This window comes from Undibacterium sp. GrIS 1.8, assembly GCF_040544445.1.
Lineage (GTDB): Bacteria > Pseudomonadota > Gammaproteobacteria > Burkholderiales > Burkholderiaceae_D > Undibacterium.
The window spans coordinates 1-16340 of sequence record NZ_JBEONQ010000068.1; the positions used below are offsets into that span (position 1 = coordinate 1).

A 16340-nucleotide genomic window follows, 5' to 3' on the forward strand; every position below is an offset into this window, starting at 1 on the left:
CCCCGGCTAAAACACCGGATGGTGACACACTAGGGTGGAAACTTTTGGACGCTGTTTCCACCCCTAATCTGGTAAGTATTGCACGCTGTTTGACAAGCCGAAGTACCCTCCGCGGCAAGTCAGTCGATTAATTGATCCTTTCACAGACCAATTACGGCAATGGTTAGAAACAGATAACCACCGAGGGGGTTCGGACAAAAACTTGATCTTCCCCCGAAATTTAGCTCCTCATAAGTAACGTAAAATCAAGTCACTATGGAAGAGTTAAAACGAAGATCAAACCGAGAAAGCAGTACACAGTAGAGTTCAAAGAACGCGCCGTCAAACGAGTGAAAGACGGTCAATCGATTACGACGGTTCGCAAAGAACTTGGACTAGGCGACCAGACCTTACGCAACTGGATTGCCGCCGCCAATGAAGGCAAGCTCACTGGAGTAGGTAGCAAAGTGATCACGCCAGAAATGATGGAGTTATCCCAATTACGTGCAGAGAACGCCCGTCTCAAACGGGAGAACGAAATCATAAAAAAGGCAGCAGCGCACTTCGCCAAGGATGTGCTGTGAAGTACGCGTGGATGAAAGAGCACCGCAAGCAATTTGATTTAAACGACATGAGCGATGCCCTTGACGTCAGTCTCTCAGGCTACCGCGCTTGGCAGCGTGGTGGTGTGTCAGATCGCAAGCATCTCGGCGACGGCCAACTACTGCACACCATTGAAAGCATTCACACGCAATGTAAAGGTGCGTACGGTAGTCCACGCATTGTGCGTGAGTTACGCTCACGCGGTTTGTCTGCAAGCAAGGCACGTGTCGAACGCCTGATGCGAGAACATGGCATACGCGCCCGTCACAAGCAGCGCTACAAAGTTACGACCGATTCCAAGCACGGCTTACCAGTGGCAGAGAACCTGCTCGTGCAGATACGCTGCTTAAACATAAAGCTCTTTGGCACAACCAATATTTCTATTTTTGCCAATTATTTAGTTTGAGCAGACATCCTATTTACTTCAGAATTTAGTGATCGGATGTTTTGCTCATGGGCACTTGCTGTTTCCTGAAGACGAAGTAACTCTTGGTCACTGAGTTTTGCCTTCATTGATGGACTATTCAGTATTTTTAATTTTGTCTGAAGAGCTGTTACTTCGTTTGCGAGTTCCTGATTAAGTATTGCTGCGCGCTCATGGTCGCGCTGAGCTTGCTCTTTTGTAGAAATCTGAAGCTTACTATTCAGACTTGCTGGGTTCGATTGCGAATGCATCAAAGTATTCGGGTTGCTAATGTTCTCTTTAATTACGGGCGTAGGTTTTACAGGCAGAGTTGAAGTATTGTCTGGTAAAAATTGCTGACGACTTTGAATAACTTCAACCCCTTGCGCATTTACATAACGCTGAGCATCTACCGACTGCGCAGAAAGCGTGCCAGAAATTGTCAAAAATAAAAAAGTTGGGCAAGTCAAAAGAATATATTTCATAAATCAAATAATAAAAATGTTAGTGAGGCCTATTAAATTTGCATATGCATCTTGATTGAATGATTTAGTACTGTGTATTTTGTCTACCGCTACAAAGAAACAGCAAACAATTAAGAATCAAGATGTTATCAATTTTTTAATTATATCAAGAATGTGGCTATTGTCGATCGTATCACTCCACAAAAACACAACTTCGTACGAGCTCAACTTTTTTTAAAAGCAGATGAATGATCAGGAGGAAACTCTATAGATCAAGTTTTCTGGAAAATTCATTTCAGGAGCTAGTTATCTGTATTAAAAATGTTGTCAATATCCCCCTTCAAAATTGCGTAACTGCGCTCATAGTGTTGACCAAACTAGTAGCTTCATTGCGTGTCAACACAATCTCATTCGTATGATCCCGAGCACGTCCAACTGTCAGAATCTCTTTGCAAATCAAAAAAAGAAAAGCATTTAAAGCAACTTTTTTATGAAATTAAAAATAAATGCTAGTTATCACAAAGATTCAGAAACTCAGCCGATCTCTGATAACCATTTGTTACATTAAGTTACAAATAATTATAAGTTGTGCTATTTACAATTAATGTTGATATAATTATAATTGACTTCAATGCAAGCGTAATGCTTTTAATTTAATTATTTTTTATCGCTTGCAGCACCACTTCGTCAGCTATCTATGCGTTACAAGACGGTATGCATAGTTACTTGGGGTAGCCCCGTTTTTATAAATAATCAAGGAATTCGAAATGCAAGAAAAATCAGCACAGCAGTTAATTCGTACACAGCGCGGTCAAGGAATGATGGAATACATCATCATTGTCGCAATGATTGCTGTCGCAGCTATAGGCGTGTACAGCATGTTCGGTAAAACAATACGTAACCAAACTGCTGGTATGGCAAATGAAGTTGCCGGTAAGAAATCGGATGATCAAATCACAAAAGCTGGTACTGCAGCGACAACTGCCGCAACACGTGGCGATACAACCAAGGGTATGTCTGAATACAATAAAGACAATGACGCCCAATAACTTGAAATTTAAATGACTGGACCGCTTTACTGAGTGATTGTCTGGCTTTATTGGGGTCAGACAATTCTTAGTTTCTATTGCAAGTGCTCTCTTCTACTTGCTAACACTAATTAATCCACCACTCTTTTTTGGCAAATTTGCCAAAACTTTATATTTATCTACAGTGGCAATAATATTTTGAATGTCATAGACATGAGTTTGCTTGAAATTTCAAAGCGTACAATTTCGCAAAGCCGGTATGAAAGAGGTCAAACGTTGATCTTCACACTCGCATTTGCAGCAGCTACTGCTTTGGTGGTGCTTTTGCTCTTCAATAGTGGCATGTTAGCAAATGCCAAGACTAGATTACAAAATGCAGCAGATGCTGGCGCCTACAGTGCCGGTGTATTACAGGCACGCGATCATAATTTTTCAGCGTATACCAATCGAGCGATGGTGGCAAATCAGGTTGCGGTGGTGCAGTTGGTGAGCCTCAAGTCATACCTTGAAGATGCTGCTGATACCCATGACCGTATGGGTGGCGCGATATTGTCGCTTGAGGAACTGATCCCTACTTCTACGACTGCTTGGGATTTCGGCAAAAACCTGCCTATTGAAAACGTTAACTCTGTCTTCGCGGCAATCGCTCCTATTGCTGTGCAGGGACTCGATTTGCTTATTCAGGCGTTTGAAAAGGCGCAAGAAGCGCATCACGTTGCAACCGCTCTAGATATGGTATTGGTCGCCGATGAAGTCGTCAAACGTAATGATATTGATGCAAAAGTTACTACGGGTGGTTTTACCGTCGGCAAAACCGCATTTCAAGTCAAAGATTGGAGTAACTCCACAAAACAACATAGCGCAAACGATAGCTCGTCAGAGGCGGATCGTTTTGCGGATGTAGTCGTCAGCGAGAACTCGACCGATTTGTTTACACGCAATCGCTTTTCGGTGCCGGTACCAATGTGGGCGAGCACTGTAAATTTATGCACCATGCTGCCCAACTATGTATCGTCCTTCACTTTTTTTGGTTTTACTCATGCAGGCGGCAGCATATTGAGCGAAGATAAAAAACGCTGGCTCTCTCTCGATGCCACTATGGGTACAGGATTTCAGACTTGTACCGTTTGGTATCCGTGCTTTCCATCTGGAATTTGCTATGCCACTGAAACAACGCCACTAATCGACGGCAATTTTGGCCTTGGCGGATCTGGTGGTGGATTGGCAGGCGCATCAGGTGACTATAACGAGTCTTCTGGCTATAAAAATAATCCATTTTCGACAAAACTATATGGAGGCGCACTCATTACTCCGCCGCCTATGGTTCCAGGTTTGATCCGCTACAGCATCACGGGACCAGGTTCGACGCTCGATTCTTCTGGAGGATTGCAGAATTATTACCGTGACATGACGGATCCGCTCGGTTCCATTCCTAAGGATCAAACACCAGAAGAAAATGGCGGAAAATATACGATCACCATCGAAGTCGAGCATCCAGGTGCAGCCATTAGGACTGCATCAAAATTTTTGCCTGCCTCAACTATTGTTAAGCTGGATGACGGTCTAAAAAGCAATACCATGCGTACTTTATCTTCGTCGCATGCATATTTTTATCGCTCTAAGACCGACGATTTAAAAAATTTTACCCGTAATGGTTGGCATCGCGATGATGATAAAGCCGAATTGGCCAATCTGTTCAATCCTTATTGGCAAACTCGTCTTGTAGACAGAACTCTTGCAGAGCGAACTTTATCATGGGCGGCTCAGTGAAAAGTCTCGCTATTAACCTGAAAAAGAATATCAAGCAGGAGCAGAATGGACAGGCCATGGTGGAATTTTTGGTTGCAGCAATGTTCTTTCTTGTTCCACTTTTCCTTGCGATCTCAGCACTTGGGAAGTTTATAGATGTCCAGCACACCACAGACATGGCTGCGCGTTACGCCGCATGGGAACGTACCGTGTGGTATGAAAATGGCGCCTCTAACTTTTATTCAATTAATCAGCCAAATCAGAAATCAGCAGCTGGAATCAATAACGAAATAGCGTTACGTATCTTGAACGATAGATCGAACATAGCCACCGTGATCAAGGATAGTGATAAGAGCGCATCTAACTTTGTCAATGGTGTCGATCCGATGTGGCATGACACATCGGGGACTGCCTACCTAAACGATTACTCTCAACTAGCGACTTTAGTTAGTTACGAGGAGCCAAAAAAAGATGTGGCCGGAGCTGTCCTTACGGCACTGGCTTCGGTTAACGTTAAAGGGCTATTTAATTTTGTCCCTCCACTACCTACCGATACGCTTGCCGTTGCCAAGGTTTCGCTCAACAACGTTGCGAAGGATAGTGGCGTCTACCAGCATCTGTGGTCCGAGGCACCAGCGTGGGCTGGATTAGATTTCGAAGCAACAGGCGCGATCTTGTCGAATACCTGGTCTTCCAACAGCAAGGTGGGTACCAGGGCAATGGTAGCAGAAGCAGTACCGACTGCTCAGGGGCTCGGCGCGATCGTCACAGCAGCGAAAGTTGGCATTGCACCATGGGATTGGGCAATTCCCTCAAAAATTGAGGTAGGGAAAATCGAGGTAGATGAAGTGCCTGCGGATCGTTTGAAATGAACTCACAACAATGCCGACATTTCGACGAGCATTCTTCAGGGCATAAGCCTTGGGGTAGAAACAATCGTATTTATTCAAAGGGTTTCAAAGTGATTTTTAAACGGTTTTTAAATTTTATACGGCGAGTTAGTTTTTTGGGAGTCGGTATATTTTTGTTGCTATCCGTCAGTCTCACTCATGCGGGTGTCTATGACGAAGATCGTACTGGTGGTAGCGATCACCCAATTATTTCGCGCTATGCTGGGTCGATTTTATATATGTATGGCGAAGAAAACTATGGAGTTGCACGCACACTTGTGTCAAACAAGGGTCAGTTGCTTGAGCAAACTGCCGAGGGAAAAATATCAAACAAAGTGTATTGGGGGCCAAAAGGGCATGACGCCTTAGCGATATTCCGTAACTATCAAACTGTATTACGCGATGCCGGTTTTGAAATACTGTATCAGTGTGAAACCGTGCAATGTGACAAAGACCGTACACAAACTAAGATCGTCCGGTGGGCGCAAGCGGCGCACTGGAATGACAATGGCAGTAACGACTATTACATTATCAGGATGTTCGAATACAAACCCGGATTTCATTACATTTATGCTAGGAAGATCGGATCGGCAGGCACAGTCAGCGTACAAATAGCATTGCGTAGCGGGGACGAAAGCGATAAGTACAGCCAGGGACGAGTCCAGCAATTTATACAAATTATTGAAACAGCGCCGATAGCTCAAGGAATGGTGTCGATCGATGCCAGCACGATAGGTGCATCGATCAAGCGCGAGGGTAAGATTGCTTTGTACGGGATTTTATTCGACACCAATAAAGCCGTCATTAAGTCTGCATCGAATCCAACTCTGGAACAGATGGCCAAACTTTTAAGAGACGAGCCAGCACTCAAAGTCTTCATTGTCGGGCATACCGACAACCAAGGTTCGGTGGAAGAGAATCTCGCCCTATCCCGCAAGCGCGCAGACGCTGTGGTTCAGATTCTTAATACGCAGTACGGCATTGCAGCCGATCGCTTGCAATCACAAGGGGTAGCCAATTTTGCGCCGGTCTCGAACAATCTGAATGATGAGGGGCGAACAAAAAATCGTCGTGTCGAGATGGTGGCACGTTGAATGTTCGCACCAAAATCCATCCACTAGAAAATACACAGAATGACTATAAATAAATTTAGGCGCAACAAAATAGCGTGCATGGCTTTGCTATTTAGCATGGACATAACAGCTTCTGCGGCAAGTAGTGAGCAAATGTTACCGCCAGCCGGTTTATACCGGATTGACAGTGATAACAAGGCATCAACACAAGCACCTGGTCACTCGGCCGACGTTCGTTTATCGGAAGACGGTTCGAACGGTAATACAACCACATCTATAAAAGCGGATGGATATGAAGCAGGCAACCAACTATACAAAGGCAAGGGGCCACTTACCTACTGCGTGAAGCCACGAGTGATCGGCGTTGTGCCGCCATATGCGCTAACAGCCTTAGGTAGTTGCCACGAACAATCTACAACGATCACGGAGTATGGCGTGATTCATAAAGCGAATTGTCCGCCCGGCGCCACGACAGTCACGATCCGCAAACTCGATACAACTACTTGGGAGTATGTAACCGTAGTAGCACCTGCTCAGTCTCCAGGGGGCATGGATTTGAACTCCTTGCGGCCGGTATTGGAAAATGCTGCCAAAAATGGGGCAACTGCCGAGGCGCGGAATAAGGCGGCAAAACAATTGGCTGAATTGCCGCAAATGCAAGATGAAATGAGTAAAAAACGCGCTGTAGCAATGGAAGGTCTGATCAAGGCTGAACATAATGCAAAAACCCCCGAAGAGGCTGCAGCGTTCAGCATGGCAATTGCAACGCTGAAGGGGAAGAAAACTATGGGAGAAGTAACTCGTAAGGAGCGTTGGACACGCATCGCTGATAGCTGTGCCGATGTATCCAACCATGAACACTAAAATTTGTTAATTCTCTTTTTATTCCAATAAGACTATGAAATTTCTCTTCCTAAGCTTGCTTACTTTCCTGCTCGTGACGACTAGGGCGTTCGCTTGTCCTAAGCAGATACCGGAAGGTCTTAATGGTGTAACGGTCGGGAGTGATGTAGTTACTAATGGTCTTGCTATGACTATAAGTCAGGTTCAGGGACGTGAAAGTGTTGAAGAGATTATGCAGCGCACCCAAAAGACCTGGAGTGCGGCTGGCTATTCTGTTAAACGCAATTCCACATTAGGTTGGGATGTGTTATCAGCGATGGGTAATCAATGTCTGGTAACGCTGCAGCTGACAAAGCGTAACGGTGCCTTTGGTTATCTTGCGCTGAGCCACAAAACCATGTCTAGCTCGGTAACGCCGCAATCGATGGGCGCACCGCTCCCCCCTAATGCAAAGCTCACTTCAACCGTCGCAAGTAATGACGATGGTCGAAAAGGATTAGTCATTTCGATGACTTCGAGGAGCTCGATTGATGAGTTGAACCAGTTTTTTATGGAACAACTAGCTGCCAATAAATGGGCTGCAGCGCGTTCGCATAAAGTGAATAACAAAAAGACCGGAATGGGCTCCCTTTTTGTCAGTGCACAAAAAGATCGTCAACAGATCGAGATCGTAATCTGGCCAGATCGTGAGACGCAGGTAGTAATGACAATATCAGAGGCTTTATGAAAGTAATCAGCACCAACTGTCTTGGTCAGGCGATGACCGAATACGCAATCGTTGTCGCATTTACAGCGATCATTTTTATTTTAAGCTCGATGGAGCCATCCCCAGTGCAAGCCTTGGTTGATGCTATCAAGAGTTTTTATACTGCTTTCTCCTATGTGATCTCGTTTAGTCCTTGAGCATCCCACACAAATCTTTCTGCGACACCTGAAATACGCAGATCCTAAGCTTAAATATTTTTTAAACCAACATGGCAAATAATTCGAAACTCGTCGCTAAACTCACCAGCCCAATCGCCCTTCTTCTTTTCGCAACCGCTCTTGCCGGTGGGGTTGCATTTCTTGCTTACTTTTATTTGCAGCAACGCGAAGAAAGCATCAAGGTCGAGCTGACAAACAGCTCACGTAAAAAAGCAACACCCAAAGTCAGTGTAGTAGTACCGAAAGCTAATGTCGGTGTTAACACGATTTTGAATGGAACTATGTTCGTGTCCCGTTCAATCGAGGAAGATTTAGTTTACCCAGATACGCTTTTAGCTAAAGATTTTCCTTCGATGGAGGGACAGAAGTTAGCGCGTCCGGTACTCGGCGGTCGCCCTGTTCGGCTAACTGATTTACAACAGCCTGAGGTCAATAATGTGGCGGCGCTACTGCCGCCCGGTACTCGGGCCATGACGATAGATATTGACAATATCAATTCGATCGCGCAAACCTTGCGCCCACATCACCATATCGATATCTTCCTGTTGTCTAAAGCGCCCAAACCTTTGAATAGCAGTTCCGCCACTGATGAAAAGTCATTAGAGCAGGTGAGCTTATTTATGCAGGATATGGTGATCTTAGCGACAGGAAAAGAGTTTCAGGATGTTAATGCGCCGGTAGAGCAAACCGATAAAATGGTTAGGCCGGGTGATGTTGAAGGCGTACGAGAAAAAGGGTTTGACACAATTACCTTGCTGGTAAATCCACGTGAGGCTGCGAAGCTGTTGGTAGGCCAAAAAATGGGAACATTTCGCGTTGTTTTGCGAGGTGATAAAGATCGTGACGCTCTTGCCATGAAGCCGCTGAAAGCAGGAGACTTGATTCCAGCTTCAGCCAAAGGGCGCGACGTCGGCATTGAGTTTATCGTAGGTGGACGTGGCGACCATATCGTATCGAAATTGGATTTGCTACCGTCACAAGTACCTGCCCAGACATTGACTGGCTCATTGACTGGTTATAACCCACCTGCACAAGTCAGCGACGCCCCCCAACCAGATGCTCGACAAATTGACCCTCGATTCATGGGCATTTATGGTACTTCGTCTGCTGCTAATCAACCAATTCCTGCACTACGTGGAAATAAATAATTTACTAAATGTCTCTAATGAAATCACATCCTATGTCAGCGAAGTATTCACATACTCTATTAGTCAGCACACTTCTTTGTTTAGTGGTTGGTACAGTTCACGCACAAAGCCTGCAGGACTTAAAGCCAGCGCCACAGAATGGTAGCAATATAAAAGCGACAGTCGGTCGTCCAGCGCTCAAGTCGCACAACGATATCCCAGTATTGGAATATCTACCCACGCAGTCATTGACGATCACCACTAGTGAAATCATGGTCTTACCGATACCAGAGAAAGTCGTACGTGTTGCATTAGGAAGTGGAAGCGTCCTCAGCACAACGACAGTTGATTCAAATCTGTTGTTGATTGCTGAGCAGGTTGGTGCCACCAGTCTGCTAGTTTGGACTAAGCGCAAAGTATATTCTTACCATGTGCACGTGGTACCCAAAAATATGCTCGAAGTAAGAGCGAAGGTAGATGCGCTGACAAAAGGTATCACCGGAATTTCTGTTGAGCAGGTCGGCTCAGAGCTCGTCTTGTCAGGGATGGTTCATAAAGAAGTTTTACAACAACTGGCAAGTTCACTCAAAGGGACTCCAGGTCTGATCTTCAATCTGAGAGAAGATCCAGGTAGCGCTTACACACGCTCGGTGCTGTTTCGCTTGCATTTTATTGAGGTCAAACGGTCTCTGATGCAGCAGATCGGTGTCGATTGGGCCAAGAGTGCAAATGGCCCTGTGTTTGGATTTACTGGAGTAGCGACTAAACAAGGGATTTACAACGATACGCGCCAAATTACTCCTGGCGAGAATCTTCTCAGCGCAACTCCTCCTTTTGTCATGAGCGGTTCTAGTCAGGGCGGTCTTTTTCTCGGCTTGGCTACAGTAATCACGTCTCGTTTGAATCTCGGCATTTCAAATGGAGACGTCCGTATTTTGGCGTCGCCTGAACTGACAGCCAAGAGCGGCGGTAAAGCCCGGCTCCAGGTTGGCGGTGAAGTACCTATTCCGTTAAGTGGTGCATTTGGTTCTACGACTGTCGAGTTCAAGCCTTACGGCATCATCCTTTCCATTGAGCCACAGATCGATGCGAATAATGTGATCACGGCAAAGATATCAACCGAACTATCGCAAATAGATCCTGCTGTTACCGTTTCCGGGATCCCGGGCTTTTTGACCCGCAGCACAGCAACTGAAGTGAGCTTGAAACAAGGCGAAATTGTCGCTCTCTCTGGTTTAGTAAATAGCGAAATGTCTACGGCGATTGATCGCGTCCCTGGGCTAAGTATGATCCCGATTTTGGGGCGTTTATTCCGCTCGGATGATTTCAGAAATAATAAAACGGAGCTTGTTGTCCTGCTTGAACCAGAAATTATTTCCGCAGGTGACGGACTTGCTAAACAGTTGCGCGAACGCGGAGAGTTCTACAAAAAAGAGTTTGAAGATAAAGCCCTTGAATTACAAAAGAAAGCCGAACCCTCCATTCAACCTGAGCCAGATTTGTATAGGAATTAACATGATACGCGTACAAGTTTTTTTTGGTGATGACCTGGTCGGTGATGTGACAAGTCCAGAGTTAAGCTGTTTTCTTGGTAAAGAAGCGGATAGTCTGATTCTCTTGAACGGATGGCGTATTGGACGACGTCAGTTGCAATTTTCCTTAGACGAAGAAGGTCTGTTCCTAAAAGATTGTGGCGGTATGGCGCCCATCAAAGTCAATGGCCGTACTGTTAATGAATACGGCCCGATTGCAAGTAACGATACGATAGAGTTATCGGCCTACCGCGTGCGGGTTCATCCTACGCAGGAGGCTTATGACTTCATGGCGAAGAAAAAATTAGCTTTGCTTCCTCCAGCTGAGGTAAAAAATGTGCGTGAGGCTGTAGTTCCCAAGGTCTCAGATAGTCCCCTAGAGTGTCCCGAGGGAATGGCGATACGAGGTTTGTTGCACAAAAAACTGATCGCAGCTATGGATCTTCGTCGGGTAAATGTGTCTCGCATGGCTGATGCGGAACTAAGATCGGCAGTAAAAAAACTGATTGAAGAATTGATCGACACCGATACTGCATTTGCATCAATGAGGGCTATGCGTGAAGACTTGCGTGACGTGGTGCTCAATGAGATTGTTGGTCTTGGTCCACTGGAGTCGCTGCTCTCTGATGATGCCGTTTCCGAAATAATGGTCAATCGTCATAATGATATTTTTGTTGAGCGCAATGGTCAGCTAACGCGGTCTGATATTTCATTTTCTAACGATGCAGCGGTTCTAGCTGCCATCGAGCGTATTGTTTCTCCATTGGGGCGGCGTATTGATGAAAGCTCGCCCATGGTAGATGCACGTCTCAAAGATGGGTCACGTGTGAATGCCATTATTCCTCCGCTTGCAATCAAGGGACCAAGTATTACGATTCGAAAATTTTCTAAGAAAAAATTGATTGATCAAGATCTGATGCGTTTCGGCGCAATTAATCGTGAAATGGTCGAGTTTCTTCGGATCGCCGTCAAGTTGCGCGCAAATATTGTGGTGTCGGGTGGAACTGGGTCAGGTAAGACGACTTTATTGAATGTACTGTCCAATTTTATTCCCGATGACGAGCGCATCGTTACAGTAGAAGATGCTGCCGAACTTCAGTTGACTCAGCCGAATATGGTATCGCTAGAAGCGAGGCCCGCAAATATCGAAGGACGTGGCGCTGTAACCATCCGTGATCTGGTCAAGAACTGCCTGCGGATGAGGCCAGACCGCATTATTGTTGGTGAATGTCGCGGTGGTGAGGCACTTGACATGTTGCAGGCCATGAATACCGGTCACGACGGCTCTTTGACCACTGCCCATGCAAACAGCCCAAGGGATTGTTTGTCTCGACTGGAAGTGATGACCTTAATGAGCGGACTAGACATACCCATGCAGGCGATCCGGGAACAAATTTCTTCCGCAGTGAACCTGATAGTGCAGCAAACACGCTTTTCTTGTGGCACTCGCAAGGTTACCTACATCACTGAAGTAACCGGTATTGAAGGGAATCTGATTCAACTCCAGGATATTTTTAAATTTGAACAAGATGGTTTTGATGCCGACGGCAAGGTTCGCGGTCATTTCGCGCCTACAGGTCATATCCCGGATTTTTATCAGGATTTGATTAAACGCGGAGTAGCCGTCGATGTGTCGATTTTTTCGCGCGGCGCGATGATTAAGCGAGTGCAATAGTCATGCACAACCCAGCTTTTATTATTGGCGCAATTTTTGTAGTTGGTCTGATCCTGATCTGGATGATCTTGCATTTCGGTAGCCGCTGGTTTTCTGCTCGACAGAATCAGGCAGCAGCGTCTGCGAAATCGGATCTGGAAGATATGTTCATATTTACCGATGCCAATCGCATCATGGCAATTAATATTGCTGTGCTGATTTTATTACCAGTGGTTGCTTGGTTTGTGACGGGTAATTTAGTGTTGACAGGCGGGTGCGTGATTGTGGCTTTCGTTGCGCCACGCTATGTCTTACGTTATGTAGCCGAGAAGCGTTTGCGTTTATTTGAGCAACAATTGCCCGATGCATTACTAATGATTACAGGAGCATTACGCGCTGGTGCAAGTTTGCCGATTGCGATAGACAGTGTGGCGAGCGAAGGTAAGCCTCCCATATCGCAGGAATTTGATCTTTTGCTACGTGAGATTCGTTTGGGGGTTGACTTTGGAGTGGCGCTTGAGGCCATGGAAAAGCGCGTTCCATTACAGGACTTGGCATTGGTGGTCGCAGGCATGGCGTTGTCTCGTGACATCGGTGCAAATCTGGCGGAAACACTGGACGCAATTGCAAAGACCATCCGTACAAAATTACAGATGGAAGGCAAGATACGTAGCTTAACCGCGCAGGGAAAAATGCAGGGTATCGTCATGGCAGGACTTCCCGTATTTCTTATTTTCATCCTAAATTTTATGGAGCCTGCTGCAATGGCTCCGCTGTTTAATACATGGTACGGCTGGGTAACGATGGCAGTCATCGTGATAACGATTTCCATTGGTTATCACTTCATCCGCAAGATTACCAATATTGATGTCTGATTCTGACACCAAACCTCAGGCAGAAACCAATACGACATGTTCGCAAGATAGGAACGTTTGATACGAAAATAAAAGGGCTAGGATCACACCTTTTCATTTTCGCTTGATGAGATTTAATTATGAAGAAATCGGTATGGATAAATTAGTTATTGCACTAATGATTGGCGTTGCGTTTGTCGCATTTGCAGCAGCAGTTATTTACGGCGCGATGCGCCTTGAGCATGAAGTGCCTAATGAGGATCGTGAGTTTCTTGACCCATTGCCCAAAGTGTTGCGCATGCAATGGCCGTTGATCCGTTTGGTTGACTACCATCTTTGTCAACTGATCCCAAAACGTATGTTGGCCGGACCTACCGAAACACTAAGACTAGCCGGCTTGCTCTATCTAATGAGTCCAACTCAATTCATTGCCTTATGCCTTGTCAGTCTATGCGCATTTACGGGTATCACTATGATTGTTCTGTCATGGGCGAATTTATTCAACTGGCTATTGGTAGTTGGTGTTGCATCGCTGGGTTATATCTATCCTCGTATTTGGTTAAAGGAATCGCTAAAAAAGCGACAAAAGCTCATCGTCAAAGCCTTACCTACGTATTTGGATTTTTTGACGATGTCGGTTGAGGCAGGCTTGAATATGGCAGGCGCGATTTCGCAGGCCGTTGCAAAAGGTCCATCTGGCCCACTAAAAAACGAATTCGCATTTGTCCTGAGAGATTTGCGTTCAGGATTGACAAGAGCCGATGCTTTGCGTCGTATGGATCAGCGTGTCCGGATACCACAAATATCAAGTTTTATTAGTGCAGTGATTCAGGCTGAACGTATGGGTGCGAGCCTGGGAGTTACTTTTCGCGCTCAGGCAGAACAACGTCGTATTGAGCGCTTTCAAATCGCAGAAAAACTGGCGATGGAAGCACCCGTTAAGCTTATTTTCCCTCTGGTGGCATTCATATTTCCAGTGACGTTTCTAGTCCTGATGTTTCCGATTGCGATTAAATTTATGCAATCAGGCGTTAGATTTTGAGACAGCAATGATTAAACATCTTCCATTAGTATTTAATGTTGCGTCGCGCGTACACGCTCTGGACGTCATGATTGCAATGTCCATGTTTGCGCGCATGCGCGGCTTGCTGGCACGGCCTGCACTCCGCAGCGGCGAAGCGATGCTGTTGCAACCGTGTAATTTGATTCATACCGTCGGCATGCGATATCCGATCGATGTCATTTTCTTACGACGTGACGGGATGGTATTAAAGGTTGCCACTGCGGTTGCGCCACGTCGGGTAAGCGGCCATCTGCGCGCCCACTGCGTACTGGAACTAGCCGCTGGCGAAGCGGCTCGTTGCACCATTACGCCAGGGATGATACTGCCGATCGCAAGTCTGCAGTATCAACCATAGGATCGATAATGATCGTAAGAATAATGTCAAAAATCATGCTTGCAACAGAAAGCTTGTCGTTATGATGCAAGCTCCCCTATCACCACAAAAGGGACAGTCGGCGACGGAATTTCTTGTCATCTTTCCTGTCCTTGTTCTGCTGGTATTCGGCATCATCCAGCTAGCATTTTTATACCAAGGGCGTGCTGTACTCAATCATGCGACGCTGCTGGCAGCGCGGGCTGGCGCCCTACACAATGGCAATGTGGGTGCCATGCGTAATGCGCTCAGCAGAGGCCTTGCCCCGATGTTTGCTAGTGATGCCAGTCCCGCTGGTTATGCAGTAGCGCTTGGAAAAGCAGTAGAAGAAACCGCATTGCTGAGCAACATGACTAATATAGAGATTCTCAACCCAACGTCCTCTGCACTAGATGACTTTGGACGGCCACGACTTGATGCTGTGTCAGGATCAGAATTGCCGAACGATACTCTCAACTACCGCACAACGACAGCAGGCACCAATTCTAAAATCTCAGTACAGGATGCAAACATCCTACATATTAGAGTGACCTATTGTTTTCGTCTGATAGTCCCGATCATCGACCGGATGCTAAATGCTGCGCTTAATGGCAGCACACCGCCATCCAGCGCGGGCGGCAGTGGCATGAGTAACCCTTTCGGTATTGGCGATACCCCGTTGACGACAACCTGCGTCAATCCACTGCTGAAAGGACCAAGAATTCACATCCAAAGTGAGGCAATGGTACGCATGCAATCACCATTTTATCAAGTGAACCTGTCGGGTTCGGGCAGCCCTGGGGGACCAGGTACACCACCAGGCTCCGGCACCCCGGGTGGCCCAGGTTCGCCGCCTGGGACTGGCACTCCGGGCGGCCCTGGCACGCCCGACGACCCGAGTGACCCAGGTACGCCAGTCGATCCCGGCGGGGCGTGCACGGGTGCGGATTGTCCCGTATGCGGCGGTTAATAGGCGTCGCGGGCAGCGCAAGTCAGACCGCATAGATATCGAAGCTAAGCAGTCACTCAATACAAAAAAACCGTGAGAGATGAAGCAATGACACAAAAAACGAAAGGTATTACAGTGCTATACGCTTTGACGCTAAGCGTAGCGCTCAGTATAGCCAGCGGCTTGGCGCAGGCAGGTTTCACCTTGCCTGGAAGCGGCCCCAAATGCGACCCGACTAAAGCCAGTTGCATTCCGGAACCCGTCCCACCTACGATCCCGCCAGTCACGCCACCTGGAGGCCCCACTTGTCCCGCCAATCCAGGCGGTGCCACGTGTGATAGTTCCGGCCCTGCCAGCACGGGCATCGGTGCAGGGATCAGTGTGGGTGCCGGCAATCCGATCAACGTCATCACCGGCAACAAATATCAGCGCGAAACCGACATGGCCGCACTCCCAGGCGTCCTTGGGCTAGAAATTGTCCGTCACTACAATAGCGTCTTTAGCAGTCCTCATCACAGCATAGGGATTGTAGGACGAGGCTGGAAACTCAGCTACGAAACCGAACTCTACGCGATGAACCGGACCATCCAAATCATTCAGGCGGACGGTAGCCGCCTGATCTTCGACCGTGATGTCAAAGAGCCCTGCCAGTGTGCCAACAATAACCCCACTGATGGCAGCATGCGCATCACTAAAACTCAGCGCGGCGAAGAATATATCTGGACCTGGAGCAACGGTCGCCAGCTGTATTTCAATCATCTGGGTAAGCTCGTCCAAATTGCCGCCCCGACAGGCGAAGTGGTACATCTCGACTACAACCCTAAAGGCGTACTCACTCAAGTCACCGATCCCC

General features: G+C 46.9%; 18 protein-coding genes. 17 read left to right on the forward strand and 1 reads right to left on the reverse strand.

Annotation, left to right across the window (positions count from 1 at the left end; translation table 11 throughout):
* The first annotated feature begins 275 nt into the window (after positions 1-275).
* Positions 276-563: a transposase gene (locus AAKU64_RS22665; RefSeq protein WP_503012722.1), complete on the forward strand. Its 288-nt coding sequence runs from the start codon at positions 276-278 to the stop codon at positions 561-563.
* Complete coding sequence (locus tag AAKU64_RS22670) at positions 560-988, forward strand: IS3 family transposase (protein WP_503012721.1); 429 nt, start codon at positions 560-562, stop codon at positions 986-988. Before AAKU64_RS22665 ends, AAKU64_RS22670 begins: the two co-directional genes overlap by 4 nt.
* Here the strand turns inward: AAKU64_RS22670 and AAKU64_RS20475 are convergent.
* Positions 976-1470: a hypothetical protein gene (locus AAKU64_RS20475; RefSeq protein ID WP_354362841.1), complete on the reverse strand. Its 495-nt coding sequence runs from the start codon at positions 1468-1470 to the stop codon at positions 976-978. The genes AAKU64_RS22670 and AAKU64_RS20475 overlap by 13 nt on opposite strands.
* Before the next feature lie 746 nt (positions 1471-2216).
* Between AAKU64_RS20475 and AAKU64_RS20480 the strand changes: the two genes are divergently transcribed.
* The 15 genes from AAKU64_RS20480 to AAKU64_RS20550 form a co-directional block, all read left to right on the forward strand.
* The gene (locus tag AAKU64_RS20480) at positions 2217-2498 is read left to right on the forward strand and encodes a Flp family type IVb pilin (protein ID WP_354335430.1); all 282 of its coding nucleotides are present in this window, start codon (positions 2217-2219) and stop codon (positions 2496-2498) included.
* A 255-nt stretch (positions 2499-2753) separates the two neighbouring features.
* Positions 2754-4247 carry a pilus assembly protein TadG-related protein gene (locus AAKU64_RS20485; RefSeq protein WP_354362842.1) on the forward strand — a complete coding sequence of 498 codons (1494 nt, stop codon included), beginning with the start codon at positions 2754-2756 and terminating at the stop codon, positions 4245-4247.
* Positions 4232-5098: a TadE/TadG family type IV pilus assembly protein gene (locus AAKU64_RS20490; RefSeq protein WP_354335434.1), complete on the forward strand. Its 867-nt coding sequence runs from the start codon at positions 4232-4234 to the stop codon at positions 5096-5098. The genes AAKU64_RS20485 and AAKU64_RS20490 overlap by 16 nt, the downstream gene beginning before the upstream one ends.
* A complete protein-coding gene (locus AAKU64_RS20495; RefSeq protein ID WP_354362843.1) occupies positions 5095-6210 on the forward strand; it encodes an OmpA family protein in 1116 nt (371 codons plus the stop codon). Before AAKU64_RS20490 ends, AAKU64_RS20495 begins: the two co-directional genes overlap by 4 nt.
* Positions 6211-6306: 96 nt before the next feature.
* Positions 6307-7053, forward strand: a complete 747-nt coding sequence (locus tag AAKU64_RS20500) for a hypothetical protein (protein WP_354362844.1) — start codon at positions 6307-6309, stop codon at positions 7051-7053.
* Between the two features lie 34 nt (positions 7054-7087).
* Positions 7088-7759 carry a hypothetical protein gene (locus tag AAKU64_RS20505; protein ID WP_354362845.1) on the forward strand — a complete coding sequence of 224 codons (672 nt, stop codon included), beginning with the start codon at positions 7088-7090 and terminating at the stop codon, positions 7757-7759.
* Positions 7756-7935 carry a hypothetical protein gene (locus tag AAKU64_RS20510; protein WP_354362846.1) on the forward strand — a complete coding sequence of 60 codons (180 nt, stop codon included), beginning with the start codon at positions 7756-7758 and terminating at the stop codon, positions 7933-7935. The genes AAKU64_RS20505 and AAKU64_RS20510 overlap by 4 nt, the downstream gene beginning before the upstream one ends.
* A 71-nt stretch (positions 7936-8006) precedes the next feature.
* Positions 8007-9104 carry a Flp pilus assembly protein CpaB gene (gene cpaB, locus AAKU64_RS20515; RefSeq protein WP_354362847.1) on the forward strand — a complete coding sequence of 366 codons (1098 nt, stop codon included), beginning with the start codon at positions 8007-8009 and terminating at the stop codon, positions 9102-9104.
* A gap of 17 nt (positions 9105-9121) precedes the next feature.
* Complete coding sequence (locus AAKU64_RS20520) at positions 9122-10597, forward strand: type II and III secretion system protein family protein (RefSeq protein ID WP_354362849.1); 1476 nt, start codon at positions 9122-9124, stop codon at positions 10595-10597.
* Position 10598: 1 nt separating this feature from the next.
* On the forward strand, positions 10599-12290 hold the full coding sequence (locus tag AAKU64_RS20525; protein WP_354362851.1) for a TadA family conjugal transfer-associated ATPase: 1692 nt from the start codon (positions 10599-10601) through the stop codon (positions 12288-12290).
* Between the two features lie 2 nt (positions 12291-12292).
* On the forward strand, positions 12293-13144 hold the full coding sequence (locus tag AAKU64_RS20530; protein ID WP_354362852.1) for a type II secretion system F family protein: 852 nt from the start codon (positions 12293-12295) through the stop codon (positions 13142-13144).
* Positions 13145-13277: 133 nt separating this feature from the next.
* Positions 13278-14165, forward strand: coding sequence for a type II secretion system F family protein (locus AAKU64_RS20535; RefSeq protein WP_354362853.1), 888 nt, complete (start codon positions 13278-13280; stop codon positions 14163-14165).
* A gap of 7 nt (positions 14166-14172) precedes the next feature.
* Positions 14173-14541, forward strand: a complete 369-nt coding sequence (locus AAKU64_RS20540; RefSeq protein ID WP_354362854.1) for a DUF192 domain-containing protein — start codon at positions 14173-14175, stop codon at positions 14539-14541.
* A 61-nt stretch (positions 14542-14602) separates the two neighbouring features.
* The gene (locus AAKU64_RS20545) at positions 14603-15508 is read left to right on the forward strand and encodes a TadE/TadG family type IV pilus assembly protein (protein WP_354362856.1); all 906 of its coding nucleotides are present in this window, start codon (positions 14603-14605) and stop codon (positions 15506-15508) included.
* Positions 15509-15595: 87 nt separating this feature from the next.
* On the forward strand, positions 15596-16340 hold a 745-nt coding region (locus AAKU64_RS20550; RefSeq protein ID WP_354362857.1), incomplete at its 3' end, for a DUF6531 domain-containing protein.

Excerpts from the sequence above, each read along its gene's own strand:
- AAKU64_RS20475 (WP_354362841.1), bottom strand. The coding sequence starts at position 1,470 with ATGAAATATATTCTTTTGACTTGCCCAACTTTTTTATTTTTGACAATT.
- AAKU64_RS20480 (WP_354335430.1), top strand. The coding sequence starts at position 2,217 with ATGCAAGAAAAATCAGCACAGCAGTTAATTCGTACACAGCGCGGTCAA.
- AAKU64_RS20490 (WP_354335434.1), top strand. The coding sequence starts at position 4,232 with ATGGGCGGCTCAGTGAAAAGTCTCGCTATTAACCTGAAAAAGAATATC.
- AAKU64_RS20495 (WP_354362843.1), top strand. The coding sequence starts at position 5,095 with ATGAACTCACAACAATGCCGACATTTCGACGAGCATTCTTCAGGGCAT.
- AAKU64_RS20500 (WP_354362844.1), top strand. The coding sequence starts at position 6,307 with ATGGACATAACAGCTTCTGCGGCAAGTAGTGAGCAAATGTTACCGCCA.
- AAKU64_RS20505 (WP_354362845.1), top strand. The coding sequence starts at position 7,088 with ATGAAATTTCTCTTCCTAAGCTTGCTTACTTTCCTGCTCGTGACGACT.
- AAKU64_RS20510 (WP_354362846.1), top strand. The coding sequence starts at position 7,756 with ATGAAAGTAATCAGCACCAACTGTCTTGGTCAGGCGATGACCGAATAC.
- cpaB (WP_354362847.1), top strand. The coding sequence starts at position 8,007 with ATGGCAAATAATTCGAAACTCGTCGCTAAACTCACCAGCCCAATCGCC.
- AAKU64_RS20520 (WP_354362849.1), top strand. The coding sequence starts at position 9,122 with ATGAAATCACATCCTATGTCAGCGAAGTATTCACATACTCTATTAGTC.
- AAKU64_RS20525 (WP_354362851.1), top strand. The coding sequence starts at position 10,599 with ATGATACGCGTACAAGTTTTTTTTGGTGATGACCTGGTCGGTGATGTG.
- AAKU64_RS20530 (WP_354362852.1), top strand. The coding sequence starts at position 12,293 with ATGCACAACCCAGCTTTTATTATTGGCGCAATTTTTGTAGTTGGTCTG.
- AAKU64_RS20535 (WP_354362853.1), top strand. The coding sequence starts at position 13,278 with ATGGATAAATTAGTTATTGCACTAATGATTGGCGTTGCGTTTGTCGCA.
- AAKU64_RS20540 (WP_354362854.1), top strand. The coding sequence starts at position 14,173 with ATGATTAAACATCTTCCATTAGTATTTAATGTTGCGTCGCGCGTACAC.
- AAKU64_RS20545 (WP_354362856.1), top strand. The coding sequence starts at position 14,603 with ATGATGCAAGCTCCCCTATCACCACAAAAGGGACAGTCGGCGACGGAA.